This is a genomic window from Thalassolituus hydrocarboniclasticus, assembly GCF_025345565.1.
Classification (GTDB): Bacteria; Pseudomonadota; Gammaproteobacteria; order Pseudomonadales; family Oceanobacteraceae; genus Venatoribacter; species Venatoribacter hydrocarboniclasticus.
On sequence record NZ_CP054475.1, the window covers coordinates 1,489,777 to 1,504,561 of the forward strand.

At 53.5% G+C, this 14,785-nt stretch carries 9 protein-coding genes and 2 riboswitches; of the genes, 6 read left to right on the plus strand and 3 right to left on the minus strand.

The features are described 5' to 3' along the window. Positions 1-300 precede the first annotated feature (300 nt). From fadB to HUF19_RS06590, 3 genes are all read left to right on the plus strand, one after another. Complete coding sequence (fadB, locus tag HUF19_RS06580; RefSeq protein ID WP_260999478.1) at positions 301-2,448, plus strand: fatty acid oxidation complex subunit alpha FadB; 2,148 nt, start codon at positions 301-303, stop codon at positions 2,446-2,448. Positions 2,449-2,472: 24 nt separating this feature from the next. Next, the gene (gene fadA / locus HUF19_RS06585) at positions 2,473-3,648 is read left to right on the plus strand and encodes an acetyl-CoA C-acyltransferase FadA (RefSeq protein ID WP_145469464.1); all 1,176 of its coding nucleotides are present in this window, start codon (positions 2,473-2,475) and stop codon (positions 3,646-3,648) included. A 634-nt stretch (positions 3,649-4,282) separates the two neighbouring features. Further along, positions 4,283-4,396: riboswitch (glycine riboswitch) on the plus strand. After that, positions 4,397-4,505: riboswitch (glycine riboswitch) on the plus strand. It begins immediately after the preceding riboswitch. A 22-nt stretch (positions 4,506-4,527) separates the two neighbouring features. Next, positions 4,528-5,148: a trimeric intracellular cation channel family protein gene (locus HUF19_RS06590; protein ID WP_260977877.1), complete on the plus strand. Its 621-nt coding sequence runs from the start codon at positions 4,528-4,530 to the stop codon at positions 5,146-5,148. A gap of 80 nt (positions 5,149-5,228) precedes the next feature. On the opposite strand, the gene HUF19_RS06595 is transcribed toward HUF19_RS06590, so the two are convergent. Both HUF19_RS06595 and HUF19_RS06600 read right to left on the minus strand, forming a co-directional pair. Next, positions 5,229-6,977, minus strand: a complete 1,749-nt coding sequence (locus HUF19_RS06595; RefSeq protein ID WP_260999034.1) for a bifunctional protein-serine/threonine kinase/phosphatase — start codon at positions 6,975-6,977, stop codon at positions 5,229-5,231. Positions 6,978-7,045: 68 nt separating this feature from the next. Continuing rightward, complete coding sequence (locus HUF19_RS06600) at positions 7,046-7,888, minus strand: formate/nitrite transporter family protein (RefSeq protein WP_225691748.1); 843 nt, start codon at positions 7,886-7,888, stop codon at positions 7,046-7,048. A 365-nt stretch (positions 7,889-8,253) separates the two neighbouring features. Here HUF19_RS06600 and HUF19_RS06605 point away from each other — a divergent pair, with 365 nt between their 5' ends. After that, on the plus strand, positions 8,254-9,111 hold the full coding sequence (locus HUF19_RS06605; RefSeq protein ID WP_260999035.1) for a DMT family transporter: 858 nt from the start codon (positions 8,254-8,256) through the stop codon (positions 9,109-9,111). Between the two features lie 27 nt (positions 9,112-9,138). On the opposite strand, the gene HUF19_RS06610 is transcribed toward HUF19_RS06605, so the two are convergent. After that, on the minus strand, positions 9,139-10,260 hold the full coding sequence (locus HUF19_RS06610) for an alkane 1-monooxygenase (RefSeq protein WP_260999036.1): 1,122 nt from the start codon (positions 10,258-10,260) through the stop codon (positions 9,139-9,141). 279 nt (positions 10,261-10,539) lie between these two features. On the opposite strand from HUF19_RS06610, the gene HUF19_RS06615 reads away from it, so the two are divergent. Both HUF19_RS06615 and smc read left to right on the plus strand, forming a co-directional pair. Then, on the plus strand, positions 10,540-11,199 hold the full coding sequence (locus tag HUF19_RS06615; protein ID WP_260999037.1) for a GntR family transcriptional regulator: 660 nt from the start codon (positions 10,540-10,542) through the stop codon (positions 11,197-11,199). A gap of 2 nt (positions 11,200-11,201) precedes the next feature. Beyond that, the gene (smc, locus tag HUF19_RS06620) at positions 11,202-14,714 is read left to right on the plus strand and encodes a chromosome segregation protein SMC (RefSeq protein WP_260999038.1); all 3,513 of its coding nucleotides are present in this window, start codon (positions 11,202-11,204) and stop codon (positions 14,712-14,714) included. Positions 14,715-14,785: the final 71 nt, after the last annotated feature.

Genomic DNA, 14,785 nt, shown 5'->3' on the forward strand with positions numbered 1-14,785 from the left:
ATGGTTGAATAACTTCCACCTGTCAGGTGATCGCCTTTCAACACGAATGGCTCTTTACCTGCTAAAATAGCGCCGTTCAGGATCGTGGTTTGTGCAGAAAATAAGCAGCATGCCCGTCAATTCCTGCTTCTCTATTGACTTTCCAACCGCTTTCCCCGAATGTGTGCCACTCAGATTCAAACGCTCGTATGAATTGTTTATTTTATGAACATCGGCGAGGGTTGTTTCACCAACAGGCAGAATGCTGATTCGCCTCCGGGCAGATCAGTCAATAGCTAACCACCATGTGGAGATCAGTTGATGATTTACGAAGGTAAAGCCATCACGGTAAATTTGATCGAAGACGGCATCGCCGAATTGAAATTCGATCTGCAAGGCGACTCTGTTAACAAGTTTAACCGCGTTACTTTGGAAGACCTGAAGGCAGCAGTTGAAGCGATTCAAGGCAACAGCGACGTTAAAGGCGTTTTAGTTACATCTGGTAAAGACGTATTTATCGTCGGCGCGGATATCACCGAATTCGGTGAAGCCTTCAAGCAAAGCGAAGAAGAAATCGTGGCCTGGGGCCTCGAAGCCAACAAAATCTTCTGCGCTATCGAAGATCTGTCCGTTCCTACCCTGACTGCTATTAATGGCATCGCTCTGGGTGGCGGCTTCGAAATGTGTCTGTCTACCGACCTGCGCGTAATGTCTGACAAGGCCAAGATCGGTCTGCCAGAAGTTAAACTGGGTCTGATGCCTGGTTTCGGCGGTACTGTCCGTCTGCCACGTGTTATCGGTGCTGACAATGCGATCGAATGGATCTGCATGGGCGCTGAGAACAAGCCTGAGAAAGCACTGAAAGACGGCGCCGTTGATGCCGTTGTTGCTGCTGACAAACTGAAAGAACAGTCTGTTGCCATGCTGAAAGCCGCCATCGCTGGCGAAATCAACTGGCAGGCCCGTCGTGAAGAGAAAACTTCCAAGCTGAAGCTGAACACGATGGAACAGATGATGGTTTTCGAAACCGCTAAAGGTTTCGTTGCTGGTCAGACCAAAGGTCAGTACCCGGCGCCAATCGTTGCCATCAAATCCATGCAGAAAGCGGCCAACATGGGTCGTGATAAAGCACTGGAAGTGGAAGCCAAAGGCTTTGCACAACTGGCAAAAACTTCTGAAAGCAACGCTCTGATCGGTCTGTTCATGAACGACCAGCTGCTGAAGAAGAAAGCAAAAGAATTCGACAAGGCTGCTAAACCAACCAATAAAGCAGCTGTGCTGGGCGCTGGCATCATGGGTGGCGGTATCGCTTTCCAGTCTGCGCTGAAAGGCACCCCGATCATGATGAAAGACATCAATGAAGCGGGTATCGAGCTGGGCCTGAACGAAGCGAACAAGCTGCTGGCCAAGCGCGTAGAGCGTAAGAAAATGAAGCCGCTGCAGATGGGTGAAACCCTGAACCGCATCCGTCCGACTCTGTCTTATGCAGAATTCGGCGACGTTGACACTATCGTGGAAGCGGTTGTTGAGAACCCTAAAGTCAAGAAAATGGTTCTGGCTGAGCTGGAAGACAAAGTTCGCGAAGATGCGATCATCACGTCTAACACTTCTACCATTTCTATCGACCTGCTGGCTGCTGACCTGAAGCGTCCTGAAAACTTCCTGGGTATGCACTTCTTTAACCCTGTGCACATGATGCCACTGGTTGAAGTTATCCGTGGTGCCAAGACTTCTCCTGAAGCTGTGGCCACTGTGGTTGCTTACGCGAAGAAAATGGGTAAAACCCCGATCGTTGTAAACGATTGCCCGGGCTTCCTGGTTAACCGTGTACTGTTCCCTTACTTCGCTGGTTTCGCTGGTCTGGTGCGCGACGGTGCTGACTTCCAGAAAGTCGACAAAGTAATGGAGAAATTCGGTTTCCCAATGGGTCCAGCATACCTGCTGGACGTTGTTGGTATCGATACCGGTGTTCACGCCAACGAAGTGATGGCGGAAGGCTTCCCGGATCGTATGAAGGCTGACTTCAAAACTTCTATGGAAGTGATGTTCGAAAACGAGCGTTACGGCCAGAAGAACGGTAAAGGTTTCTACGTTTACGAAACCGATAAGAAAGGCAAGCCGAAGAAAGTTGTTGATCAGACTACTTACGATCTGATCAAGCCAGTGGTTGCTGAAGCGAAAGACTTCGAAGCTGAAGACATCATCGCACGCTGCATGATCCCAATGTGCATCGAGATCGCCCGCTGTCTGGAAGAAGGTATCGTTGATACTCCGGCAGAAGCCGATATGGGTCTGATCTTCGGTATTGGTTTCCCTCCATTCCGTGGTGGTGCGTGCCGTTACATGGATTCCGTTGGTATGGCTGAGTTTGTTGCTCTGTGCGACAAGTACGCCGACCTGGGCAATCTGTACAAACCAACCGCTCGTATGCGTGAAATGGCTGCGAACGGCGAAAGCTACTTCGGTTAATAGGCGCACTAGGAGATTTAAACCATGTCTTACAATCCAAAAGACGTTGTTGTTGTTGATGCAGTGCGCTCACCTATGGGTCGTTCCAAAGGTGGCGTATTCCGCAACGTACGTGCGGAAACCATTTCTGCAAATCTGATCAACGCATTGTTCGAACGTAACCCGGGCGTTAACCCTGCTCTGGTTGAAGACGTTATCTGGGGCTGTGTAAACCAGACTCTGGAACAGGGCTTCAACGTTGCACGTCAGATCGGTCTGCTGACTGTTGTGCCTAAAGAAGCGGGCGCTCAGACTGTTAACCGTCTGTGTGGTTCTGCAATGTCTGCTATCCACACTGCGGCTCAGGCTATTCAGACCGGTAACGGCGATGTATTCGTTGTTGGTGGTGTTGAACACATGGGTCACGTGAACATGCAGCACGGTTTCGACCACAACCCTGAGTCTTCCAAGCACTTCGCTAAAGCATCCAACATGATGGGTCTGACTGCGGAAATGCTGGGCAAAATGCACGGTATTACCCGTCAGCAGCAGGATGAGTTCGCTGCGCGTTCTCACCGTCTGGCTCACAAAGCGACTCTGGAAGGCAAGTTCAAGAACGAAATCGTTCCGATGTACGGCCACGATGCTGAAGGCAAACAGATTCTGGTAACCGAAGACGAAACTATCCGTCCGGAAACCACTGTTGAAAGCCTGGGTAACCTGCGTCCTGCTTTCGATCCTAAGAGCGGTACCGTAACTGCCGGTACTTCTTCTCAGATCACCGATGGTGCATCAGCCATGCTGCTGATGAGCTACGAGAAAGCAATGGAACTGGGCCTCAAGCCACGTGCCCGTATCATTGGTATGGCGGTTGCCGGTGTTGATGCAGCGATCATGGGTTACGGCCCGGTTCCTGCGACCAAGAAAGCACTGAAGCGCGCTGGTCTGGACGTTACCGATATCGATTACTGGGAGCTGAACGAAGCTTTCGGTGCTCAGTCTCTGCCTTGCATCAAGGACCTGAAACTGACCGAAATCGCTGACAGCCGTGTAAATATTCATGGCGGTGCCATCGCTCTGGGTCACCCACTGGGTTGTTCCGGTGCGCGTATTTCTACCACTCTGATCAACGTGCTTGAGCAGGAAGGTGGTAAGTACGGTGTGTCGACCATGTGTATTGGTCTGGGTCAGGGTATCGCGACCGTTTGGGAACGTATGTAACTTCCCGGCTTGTGTGCTTGGTAATACTGCGTTGAAAGTGGTTTCGGAATACTCATGTAGGTAACTACACTCCGTTTCCTCAACCACTTTCGCCTTGTCTTACCAGCGCACACGGCACCTGACTACGGTCAGGTAGTTACATAAAAAACCGGCTTCGGCCGGTTTTTTTATGCCTGCAGGGTTTCGGAATGTGACCGCCATGGATGGCGGAAATGCAGATTTTGCAGGAGCAAAAATCTGCCTCAGGTAGGACATCTACATTGCGCTTTCTCAGAAACTTCCGCCGCGGCTGACCGTCGCTCGCAACGCCCAGAAAGCATTGCTTTCCAGATACAAAAAAACCGGCTTCGGCCGGTTTTTTTGTATCTGCAGGGTTTCGGAATATGACCGCCATGGATGGCGGAAATGCAGATTTTGCAGGAGCAAAAATCTGCCTCATGTAGGTAACTACACTCCGTTTCCTCAACCACTTTCGCCTTGTCTTACCAGCGCACACGGCACCTGACTACGGTCAGGTAGTTACATAAAAAACCGGCTTCGGCCGGTTTTTTTGTGTCTGCGATTCAGGCTGGCGGGGATATAAAACTGATCATTTGTTCAGCATCTGGTGTTCTGTGGCCCGATTGTCTACAATGGCGACCCCGCAGGAGAGTGGTGTTTTGTTTGTCACTAAGCTGGCATTCAGCCGTACACCCGCCGAAGGCGCAAACTCCCATAAACGCTCAGGCTACCGGACTGCGGGTTCATTGACAGGCCATCTGGAGAGAGGCTGCACCCGATGCAGTCCACCGAAGGAGCAAGCCGGCGGACCATTCCGCACGGTTAAACTCTCAGGTACACAGGACAGGGGGAGGGGCACAGGTTACGCAGGAGTTCTGTGTGCTGACCACTGTCTATTTAATTGCTATTACTGCTGAAGCCATGTCCGGGGCGCTCGCCGCCGGTCGTCGTAATATGGATATGTTTGGTGTTGCCTTAATCGCCTTTTTAACGGCGCTGGGTGGCGGCACTGTGCGTGATGTCCTGCTGGGTAATTTCCCGGTGACCTGGACTCAGCATCCCCCTTATATTTATCTCACGGTATCCGCCGGTTTGCTGACCATGGTGGTTGCGCGTTTTATGCATCGTTTACAGCGTTTGTTTTTAATTCTTGATGCCATGGGCTTAGTGGCCTTTACCATTATCGGCTGCAATGTTGCGCTGAAGCTGGATTACAGTCTGCCGGTGGTGGTTATGGCGGGCATTATTACCGGTATTTTTGGCGGTATTCTGCGCGATATTCTCTGTAATCAGACCCCACAGGTGTTGTGCCACGAGTTATACGCCAGTGTGTCGTTGCTGGTCGCGCTGCTGTATTTAACCTTGCTGCATTTTGGTGTGAACGAAAGCGTCACCATGCTGGCGGCTTTTTCGGTTGGTTTGGCGATGCGTTTGGCGGCCATTCGCTGGCGCTGGTCGTTACCGGTATTTTCCTATGCCCCTGAGCGCTGGCAGAGCTGAAACAGGCCGGCGTTATTGCTGCGGTATTGCCTTGCCAGTGCTGTGTTTTAGCGCCGTGCTAGTGCTGTATTAGCGCCGTATTAGCGCAACAGCTTCCAGCTCAGCCAGACCACCGTCAGCAGCAGTATGACGGTGGTTGATTGCCAGAACAGCAGAGGATCGCGTTCCATTAACGGCGGCTTCTGTTGACGCAAATAATCCTCAGCGGGCTGATTAAGATTAAAAATAAATTCTGATAACTCCGCACTGCGCTTATGTGGCAGAGGCTGCAATGCTTTTTCCAGAGCGGTGTCGATCCACGGCGGTATGTTACGGCCAGATATGGCCAGCGGACGGTATTGCAGGCGTCGCTGCGCATGCACCGTCCGCGCTTTCGCGACGTTTAAACCGTAAGGCAGTTCGCCACCGCTGAGCATCTGATAGGTGATGACGGCGAGAGAAAAAAGATCCGAATGCGTGCCGGTATGACCGTCGCAGAAATACTCCGGCGCCATATATTGCACGGTGCCCGGGAAAGGATTTTCCGCCGGAGACTGATGCGTTTCTGCCAGACCTGCGACCTGCACGGCGCCAAAATCGATGATTTTTATGCAGCCGTCAGCATCAATCATAATATTGTCGGGCTTTAAATCCTGATGCAGCATTTCCAGCCGGTGAAACGCTCTTAAGCCTTTTGCTATCTGGGTGACGATGTCCCGTACTTTGGTTAAACCGGGTTGCGGGTTATCCAGCATCCACTGGCGCAGTGTCTGGCCTTCAACCCATTCCGTGGCGTTGTACAAATACTGTTTTTGTCGGTTAGTTGCGGCCGCACGTAAAACAGCGGAGCTGTGAATGCGCCGGGCAATCCAGTCTTCCAGCAGAAAACGTTCAAGGCCGGCTTTGTCGGCCTGAATATCTGAAGCCGGAAATTTTAAAACGACGTTTTCGCCACTGTGCTGATCGCGGGCCAGATACACATGACTGCGGCCGCTGATATGCAAACGGCGCAACAGGGTAAAACCATCGAATTCCGTACCTTCATCCAGTGCCGGTGGTAACGTCAGCTGCTGTAATTGCTGCTGCCATTCATTAATGTTGGTATCGGGCAGTGAGGTAATATAAACCAGCTGAATGCTGATATTGTCGTCGCTGCCCTGACTCAGAGCCAGCTCCGCCAGTTGCTGTGCACAGAGTTCGAGACTGTTTTCGCTGTTAATTTCCAGCGCCTGTGCAATGGCTGCTGTGATTTGTCCGTGGCTGACAAACTCATACAGGCCATCGGTGGCGAGAATAAAAACATCGCCGGCAGTCAGTGGCATGTTGTGGTAATCAATATCCAGCTGCTGGTCCATGCCCAGCGCGCGGGCTAAATAGCTTTGGTCGGCAGAAATCTGTACCCGGTGATCCTGGGTTAATTGCTCCAGCGAGTGTCCCTGCAGATGATAAACGCGGCAGTCACCGCAATGAAAAATATGCGCCTGGGTGGATTTCAGAATCAGCGCCGAAAAAGTACAGATATAACCTTTATCCCGTTCCCAGGCGTACTGACTGCGCCGCGTCTGACTGTAAAGCCAGGAATTACTGGCCTGAATAACCCGCTGCGCCGATTTACGCACACTCCATACATCAGGGGTGCAGTAATAATCGTCAAGAAAACTTTTAACGGCAGCGGCGCTGGCAATTTGGCTGACATTGCTGCTGCTGATGCCATCGGCCAGAGCAATGGCAATACCTTTGCGCTCTTTCTGCAGATTATCGGCAAGACAGGCGCCGTGAAAATCCTGATTAACGGCTTTGCATCCGGCCGTTGAATACTGACCAAGACGGATATTAAGAGAAGAAGTCATTGGGTTGCCATGGGTAATCTGCAATAAAACCCCGGAAATATCGTCCGGGGTTTTATTGCATTCGCTGCTTACATCTGTGGCTGAGCCTGAGTCTGTGCTGACATCAGCGCACGTTTTTTTGCAGTACGGACGTGGGTGGCGTACAGGGTTAAGCCGGTAAAGGCCAGACCACCCACCAGATTACCCAATGCGGTCGGGATTTCATTCCAGATAAAATAATCCATTACCGAAAATTCACCGCCCATAATCAGGCCGAACGGAAACAGAAACATATTAACGACGGAATGTTCAAAACCCATAAAAAAGAACAGCATAATCGGCATCCACATGGCGATCACTTTACCGCTGACATTGGTGGAAATCATGGCGCCGACAACACCCATAGAAACCATCCAGTTACACAGCATGCCGCGGATAAAAATGGTAAACCAGCCGGCTGCACCGTATTGAGCGTAACCCAGGGTACGGGCTTCACCGATATGAGCCACTTTTTCCGCAATAGCGCCGCCATCGGTGTTGTAGCCGTAGGTGAAAATAAATGACATCAGGAAAGCAACGGTTAAAGCGCCACCGAAATTACCGAGAAAAACCAGTCCCCAGTTACGCAGAATCTGTCCCCAGGTAACACCGGGGCGACGATCCAGCCAGGCCAGCGGCGTCAGCATAAATACACCGGTGAGCAGATCAAAGCCCATCAGATAAAGCATGCAGAAACCAACGGGAAACAGAATGGAACCAATCAGATGTGAACCGGTTGCCACGGCAACGCTGACGGCAAAAACCGCCGCCAGAGCGAGAATGGCACCGGCCATAAAAGCGCGTACCAGAGTATCGCGGGTCGACATATAAATTTTTGCTTCACCGGCATCTACCATTTTGGTGGCAAACTCGGCAGGCATCAGATAAGACATGGCATTACCTCATTAACGTTTAAGAAATTGCTCAACAGCTTCCCGGAAATAAAAAACGGCGTCCCATCCGCCTGCAGTATGCAAGCGGAGTGGACGCCGTTATCCGGAAATTCAGGTTGTGTTCCATATCGCCGTTGATGTGGAATGCAATAGGTTCAGCAGAAGACGTGCCAGTTTTACTTTTTCGCTGTGCGCAGGGAATTATCCGGGTTTTCAGCGTCTGGCCGGGTTGTTATCTTTTTTTATTGCCCCTTTTTTGCGCAATAAAAAAACAGGGTGCATCGTCCTGATTCATTTTCAGCAGGACGCTGACGTCGGTCCGGTGAACACGTAAGATGGTTTTATTTATCATCACCGGGACTGCTATGTCGTTTATGTTGTTATCTGCGCTGGCCTGGTCGCTGTTCGATCTGGCGCGCAAAAAACTGACGGCTCATGCACAGCCGCTGACTCTGGCTATCTGGCTCAGTGCCGGCGTTACTCCGCTGTATCTGTTGTTGTGGTTGTCTCAGGGGGCGTCACTGCCGGAGGCGGGTTACTGGCTTCCGGGGTTGGTGTCGCTGTTGGTATCAGCATTGGCCAGTGTCTGCTATATCAAAGCACTCAGTGTCGGCCGTATTGCCTTGCTGGTGCCGGTGCTGTCGTTTACACCGGTTGTGGCCGCAGTGCTCAGCGCGGGTTTGCTGGGGGAGCGGCTAAGCGGGGTGCAGTTACTGGCGATGCTGAGCATTGTGCTGGCGATTTTTCTGCTGCATTCCGGTTGGAATTTATTGCTCAGGCCAAAAGAAGCCGGTGCGGGTTTGGGGTTGATGCTGGTCGTCGCTCTGTGCTGGGGCACGGGCATTGTCTTTGACAAGATGGCACTGACATCGGCCACGGTCTTTTTTCACGGCCTGATTCAGAGTGCCGGTATGTGTCTGGTGTTATTGCTGGCCTATAGCGTTGATTCATTACGCCGCCGTGATCCTTTGTCTGTGCCGCGTTATTCCGGTCCGTGGGGATTAATGGCGCTGGCTTTACTGGTGTTTGTGTTGGCGGTCAGCGGCCAGTGGCTGGCAGTAACGGAGATTCATCCGGGCATTGTTGAAACCGTTAAGCGTGGCGTCGGCATTATCGGTGCGGCGTGCTGGGGCGTGTGGTTGTTCGGTGAGAAAGTAAAACCGTGGCAACTGCTGCTGATGCTGCTGATCATTGTTGCCACGGCGGGTCTGGCGCTGTACTGAGCCGGTGTCTGGCCCAGCGGCTTTTTGTCAGCTGCTTTGCAGCTGGTGTTCCTCGCCTTTGTAATAGCGTTCAACGCGCGGATTCATCACCTTAAACCACAGTGGCGGAATCAGGGCCAGCACCACCATGGTGGCGTAACCACTGGGCAGTTGCGGGCTGACATCGTGATGGCGCAGTACCTGATAGCGACGCTTCGGATACGCGTGGTGATCGGAATGACGCTGCAGCTGGAACAGGAACAGATTGGTTAACAGGTAGTTGCTGTTCCAGGAATGTTCGATATCCGGACGCTCGTAACGGCCATTGTCCAGCTTGCGGCGGTGCAGGCCGTAGTGTTCAACGTAGTTGATCACTTCCAGCAGGCTGAAGGCAAAGAAGCTCTGGGCAACAAAGAAAAACACTCCCATCCAGCCCCATAGCGCACCGCATACCGCTGCCAGTAAAAGGCTGAAGCCATACCACCAGGTCAGTTCATTACGCCAGCTGAACGGCGAGTGGCCTTTATGACGCAGACGTTTGGCTTCCAGTTTCCAGGCATTGAGAAAGTTGTGCAGATAAGCATGGGGCAAAAACTGATACAGGCTCTGACCGTAGCGTGAAGAAGAAGCATCGGCCGGTGTTGAAACATGCACATGATGGCCGCGTACGTGCTCAACCTTAAAACCACCATAAGAAACGCAGGCCAGTAACAGACCACCGGCCCATTGCTCAAGTCTGGGGTCTTTATGAATCAGTTCATGGCCGACATTAATGGCGACAATGGCGCCCACGGTGCCGAGCGAAAGTAACCAGCCGAGTTGTCCGGCCCAGTTCAGCTCTGCGCTTACAAAAACGTGTCCGGCATAAAACAGAACCGCCAGCTGCATCGGCAGGCACAGCAGCGTCAGCAGGCGGTAAAAACGCTCTTCCGATAGTTTCGGCACTTCCCGTGTTTCATCCGGGTTCACCGGGTCCTGGCCAATAATGTGGTCAAGGATGGGGACAATGCCGTAAACAAACAGCAGCGGAAAGAAGGCGAGCAGATTGGCGTAGCCGATGTTTTGCCACAGCCATTGCGACAGCGGCAGCAGCAATGGCGGAACCACGACCAGCAGATAGGCGTATTTTTTAAACGTCAGCATGCGTGACGATGATGCTTGCTCTGACATCGACATCTCCTCATGGATTTTGTTGTTATTGTTTGTAGGATTGTCGGACAATGTTTCGAAGAAGTCCGTTTTCTTCTCTGGTCATTTGCGGTCAGAAAGGCGTATGGCCTGTGTTATTCAGGCAGTTGCGTCATTTTCTGACGGACGGCGTGAATTTCGGTAAGACGGCCGCCGGGCTGCGCGCCAAGCCGCTCTGAAGCGGATGCTATAGCCTGATTATGCCGCATTCTGTGCTACTATCGGCGGCGGTTTTTTTTATCAGAATGGAACGGACCTTTAATGAGTTTTTCAGCGCCTGAGAGCCTTGCCGAACAGATTGCCCGCTATCTGGCACAGCGCATTATTCAGGGGCAGCTGGTATCCGGTGAGCGTATTCAGGAGACCCGGGTGGTCAGTGAGCTGGAAGTGAGCCGCGGCTCCGTGCGCGAAGCCCTGCTGATACTCGAACGTCGCCATCTGATTGATATTCTTCCCCGTCGCGGAGCCGTGGTCGCTACCCTCACCGCGCAGGGAGTTAAAAGTCTGTACGACCTGTACATCAATCTGCTGACCATGCTGGCGCAGCGGGTCGCAGAAAACTGGAGCGATGATAATATCCGGCCGCTGATGGTACAGGTAAGCGCCATCCAGGCACTGCGTCAGAGTGACGATAAAGTCGCCTTTGTTGAATCCGGTTTTGCCCTGATGCGTATGGCATTTGCTATCGCAGGTAATCAGTATCTGGCAGAAGTGCTGGAAGACTTGCAACCGGCACTGCATCGCACTTATGCGCTGGCCATCCGCCGCTCGCCGCAGGAAACGGAGTACGCTGCACGCTTTTTTGCCGAATTAATGGAGGCGGTGGTGAAACGCAATCTGCCGGCCCTGCCGGGATTATTACAGAACTATGGCCAGCACCAGCGCGAGCTGGTACTGGCAGCGATGGCTGAGGAGGCCTGAACATGCGCTTGAAAGCCATCAAACTGGCGGGCTTTAAATCCTTTGTCGACCCAACCACTGTGCCTTTCAGCACCAATATGACCGGCATCGTTGGTCCTAATGGTTGCGGTAAATCCAACACCATCGATGCGGTGCGCTGGGTAATGGGCGAAAGCTCAGCCAAATACCTGCGTGGCGATGCCATGACCGACGTTATTTTTAACGGTTCGTCCGAGCGTAAACCGGTCAGCAAAGCCAGTGTTGATCTGATATTCGATAACAGCGACGGTACCCTGCGTGGTGAGTACGCCGGTTATGCCGAAGTCAGTCTGCGTCGTCAGGTAACCCGCGACGGGCAATCAACCTATTTCCTCAACGGCAGCAAATGCCGCCGTAAAGACATTACCGATATTTTCCTCGGCACCGGTCTGGGCCCGCGCTCTTACGCCATTATCGAACAGGGTATGATCTCGCGTCTGATCGAAGCCAAACCGGAAGAGCTGCGGGTGTACGTCGAAGAAGCCGCCGGTATTTCCAAATACAAAGAGCGCCGCCGCGAAACTGAAAACCGCATGCGCCGCACCCATGAAAACCTTGAGCGTCTGCAGGATATCCGTCAGGAACTGGAGCGCCAGTTATCCCATCTGCAGCGTCAGGCGCAGGCGGCAGAAAAATACAAAGAATTAAAAACCCAGGAACGCGAGAAAAAGGCACAGCTGCAGGCTTTGAAGTGGCAGGCACTGGATGCTGATTACCGCGTGCGCGAGCTGAGAATCGCCGAGCACCAGACCCAGTTTGAAGCCCATATGGCCGAACAGCGTGCCGCCGATGCCGAAATCGAAGGCCTGCGTCTGGAACACCAGGAAAAAGGTGATCTGTTCAACAGCGCGCAGAGCAAATTCTACGAAGTAGGTGCTCACATTGCCCGCCATGAGCAGAAGCTCGAGCATCAGGCGCAGATGGCGCTGCAGCTTGATCAGGATATGGCCGAAGCCGAAAAGGCCATCCTTGAAACCGAAAAATCGCTGGAAGAAGACCAGCTGGCGCGCGAAGCCGTCGGTGAAGAACTGATGCTGCTGGAACCGGAGCTGGAAATGCTGCTGGCCGGTGAAGAAGAAGCCGCCGCCATGCTGCTGGAGGCCGAAGAAGCCCAGAGCCGCTGGCAGGACGCCTGGGACAGCTTTACCCAGCGTGCCAGTGAGCCGACCCGTCAGGCCGAAGTGGCGCAGACCCGCATTCAGAACAGCGAGCAGCAGCTTACCCGTCTCGACCAGCAGATTCGTCGTCTGGAAGACGAACTGCAGCAACTGAAAGACAACCCGGAGCTGGAAGAAATCCAGCTGCTGGCCGAAGAAGTTAGCGAGCAGGAACTGGCCGCAGAAAGCCAGCAGGAACGCCTCGACAGCCTGCAGGAGCAGGTAACCGCCGGACGTGAACAGCTGGAGCAACAACGCCGTCAGCTGGATGAAGGCAAGGTGCAGTTACAGCAGATGCTGAACCGCAAAGCCACCCTCGATGCCTTGCAGAAAGCCGCCTTAGGGCAGGGCTCTGAAGCCGTCAGCCACTGGCTGGAAAGCCATCAGCTGGCGCGCAAACCGCGTCTTGCTGAACAGCTGCAGGTCGAAAGCGGCTGGGAGCGGGCGGTTGAAACCGTATTGGGCGATTACCTGCAGGCGGTAATGATTGATCAGCTTGATCCGGCACAGCACTGGCTCGGCAGTTTTAAAGAAGGACACCTCAGTTTATGGCAACAGGGGCAGGGTGCTACTGCGGTTAACACGGGCGCTGCTGGTACGCTGGCCGCCAAAGTGCAGAGCCGTCAGGATGTCAGCGGCCTGCTGGCCGGTATTAAAGTGGCCGATGATCTGGCCTCGGCGCTGGCCGCGCGCGGTAATCTGGCCGCCCATGAATCCATTATCACCGCCGACGGTATCTGGCTTGGCCCGAACTGGCTGCGGGTTGCCCGCGCCGCTGACGGTGAGGGCGGCGTACTGGCGCGCCAGCAGGAACTTGAGGTTCTGGAAGACCAGATTGAAGAACTGGATATTCAGGTCGAAGAGTGGGATGCCGATCTGGATGCTGACCAGCTCAAGCTGCGCTCACTGGAGCAGCAGCGTGAAACCGCTCAGCGCGAACAGCAGCAGGTCAGCCAGAAACTGATCACCCTGAAATCCCAGCTGTCCGGCAAACAGGCGCGTGCCGAGCAGTTTGCCCTGCGCACCGATAAACTCAATCAGGACATTGCAGAAGCGCGTGAATTACAGGCGCTGGAGCGCGAAGCGCTGGAAGAACTGCGCCTGAGCTGGCAGGAAGCGATGAGCGCCATCGACGACGACAGTGATGAGCGTGAACGTCTGCAGGCCGAGCGTAACCGCGTGCAGCAACTGCTGGAGCGGGCGCGCATGGAGTCGCGTCAGCATCAGGACAAATCCCATCAGCTGCAGCTGAAAGTGCAGACCCTGAAGAGCCGTGAGCAGGGCCTGCAGCAGGCGATTGAACGACTGGCCGCACAGATGCAGCGCCTGCGTGAACGTAAGCAACAGATTCTGGATAACCAGAACCGCGATCACAGCGCCGATCTCGACGAACTGAAAGCGGAAATGGAAGAACTGCTGGAGCGTCGTCTGAACGCCGAGCAGATTATGTCGGCTGCGCGCCATGCACTGGAAGCGGTGGATGCCCGCCTGCGTGAGCTGGAACAGGCCCGCGCCGATGCTGAAAAGAAAGCGCTGGATGTGCGTAACGAACTGGAAAAAGTGCGCATGGAATGTCAGGCGCTGGATATCCGTCGTCAGGCGCTGGTGGAAAACCTGCAGGAAGAAAAGCTCACGTTAAAAGACGTACTCGACAATATGCCGGAAGAGGCGGATGCCAACAGCTGGCAGGAAGAACTGGCGCGTATCGCTGAACGTATCCAGCGTCTGGGGGCCATTAACCTTGCCGCGATTGATGAATACCGTATTCAGTCCGAGCGTAAAGTCTATCTGGATGCGCAGAACGAAGATCTGGAAAAAGCGCTGAACACGCTTGAAGGCGCGATTCAGAAAATCGACCGTGAAACCCGCACCCGCTTCCAGGAAACCTTCGACAAAATGAATGCCGGTCTGGCTGAGCTGTTCCCGAAAGTCTTTGGTGGCGGCCACGCCTGTCTGGAGCTGACCGACGAAGATCTGCTGACCACCGGGGTCGCCATTATGGCGCGCCCGCCGGGTAAGAAAAACAGCACCATTCATCTGCTGTCCGGTGGTGAAAAAGCCCTCACCGCGATTGCACTGGTGTTCTCTATCTTTCAGCTCAATCCGGCGCCGTTCTGTATGCTGGATGAGGTGGATGCGCCGCTGGACGATGCCAACGTTGGTCGCTATGCACGGCTGGTAAAAGCCATGTCGGAGAAAGTGCAGTTTATTTATATCACCCACAATAAAATTGCCATGGAGATGGCGTCTCAGTTGATGGGTGTGACCATGCACGAACCGGGGGTTTCCCGTCTGGTGTCGGTGGATGTGGAAGAGGCTGCGGAAATGATCGACGCCTGAGGCTGTCGTGGCTGGGGGAGTATCGCCTTCAGCCGTTCGGCTGGTTGATGGCAGAAAGTCAGAAATGCGGA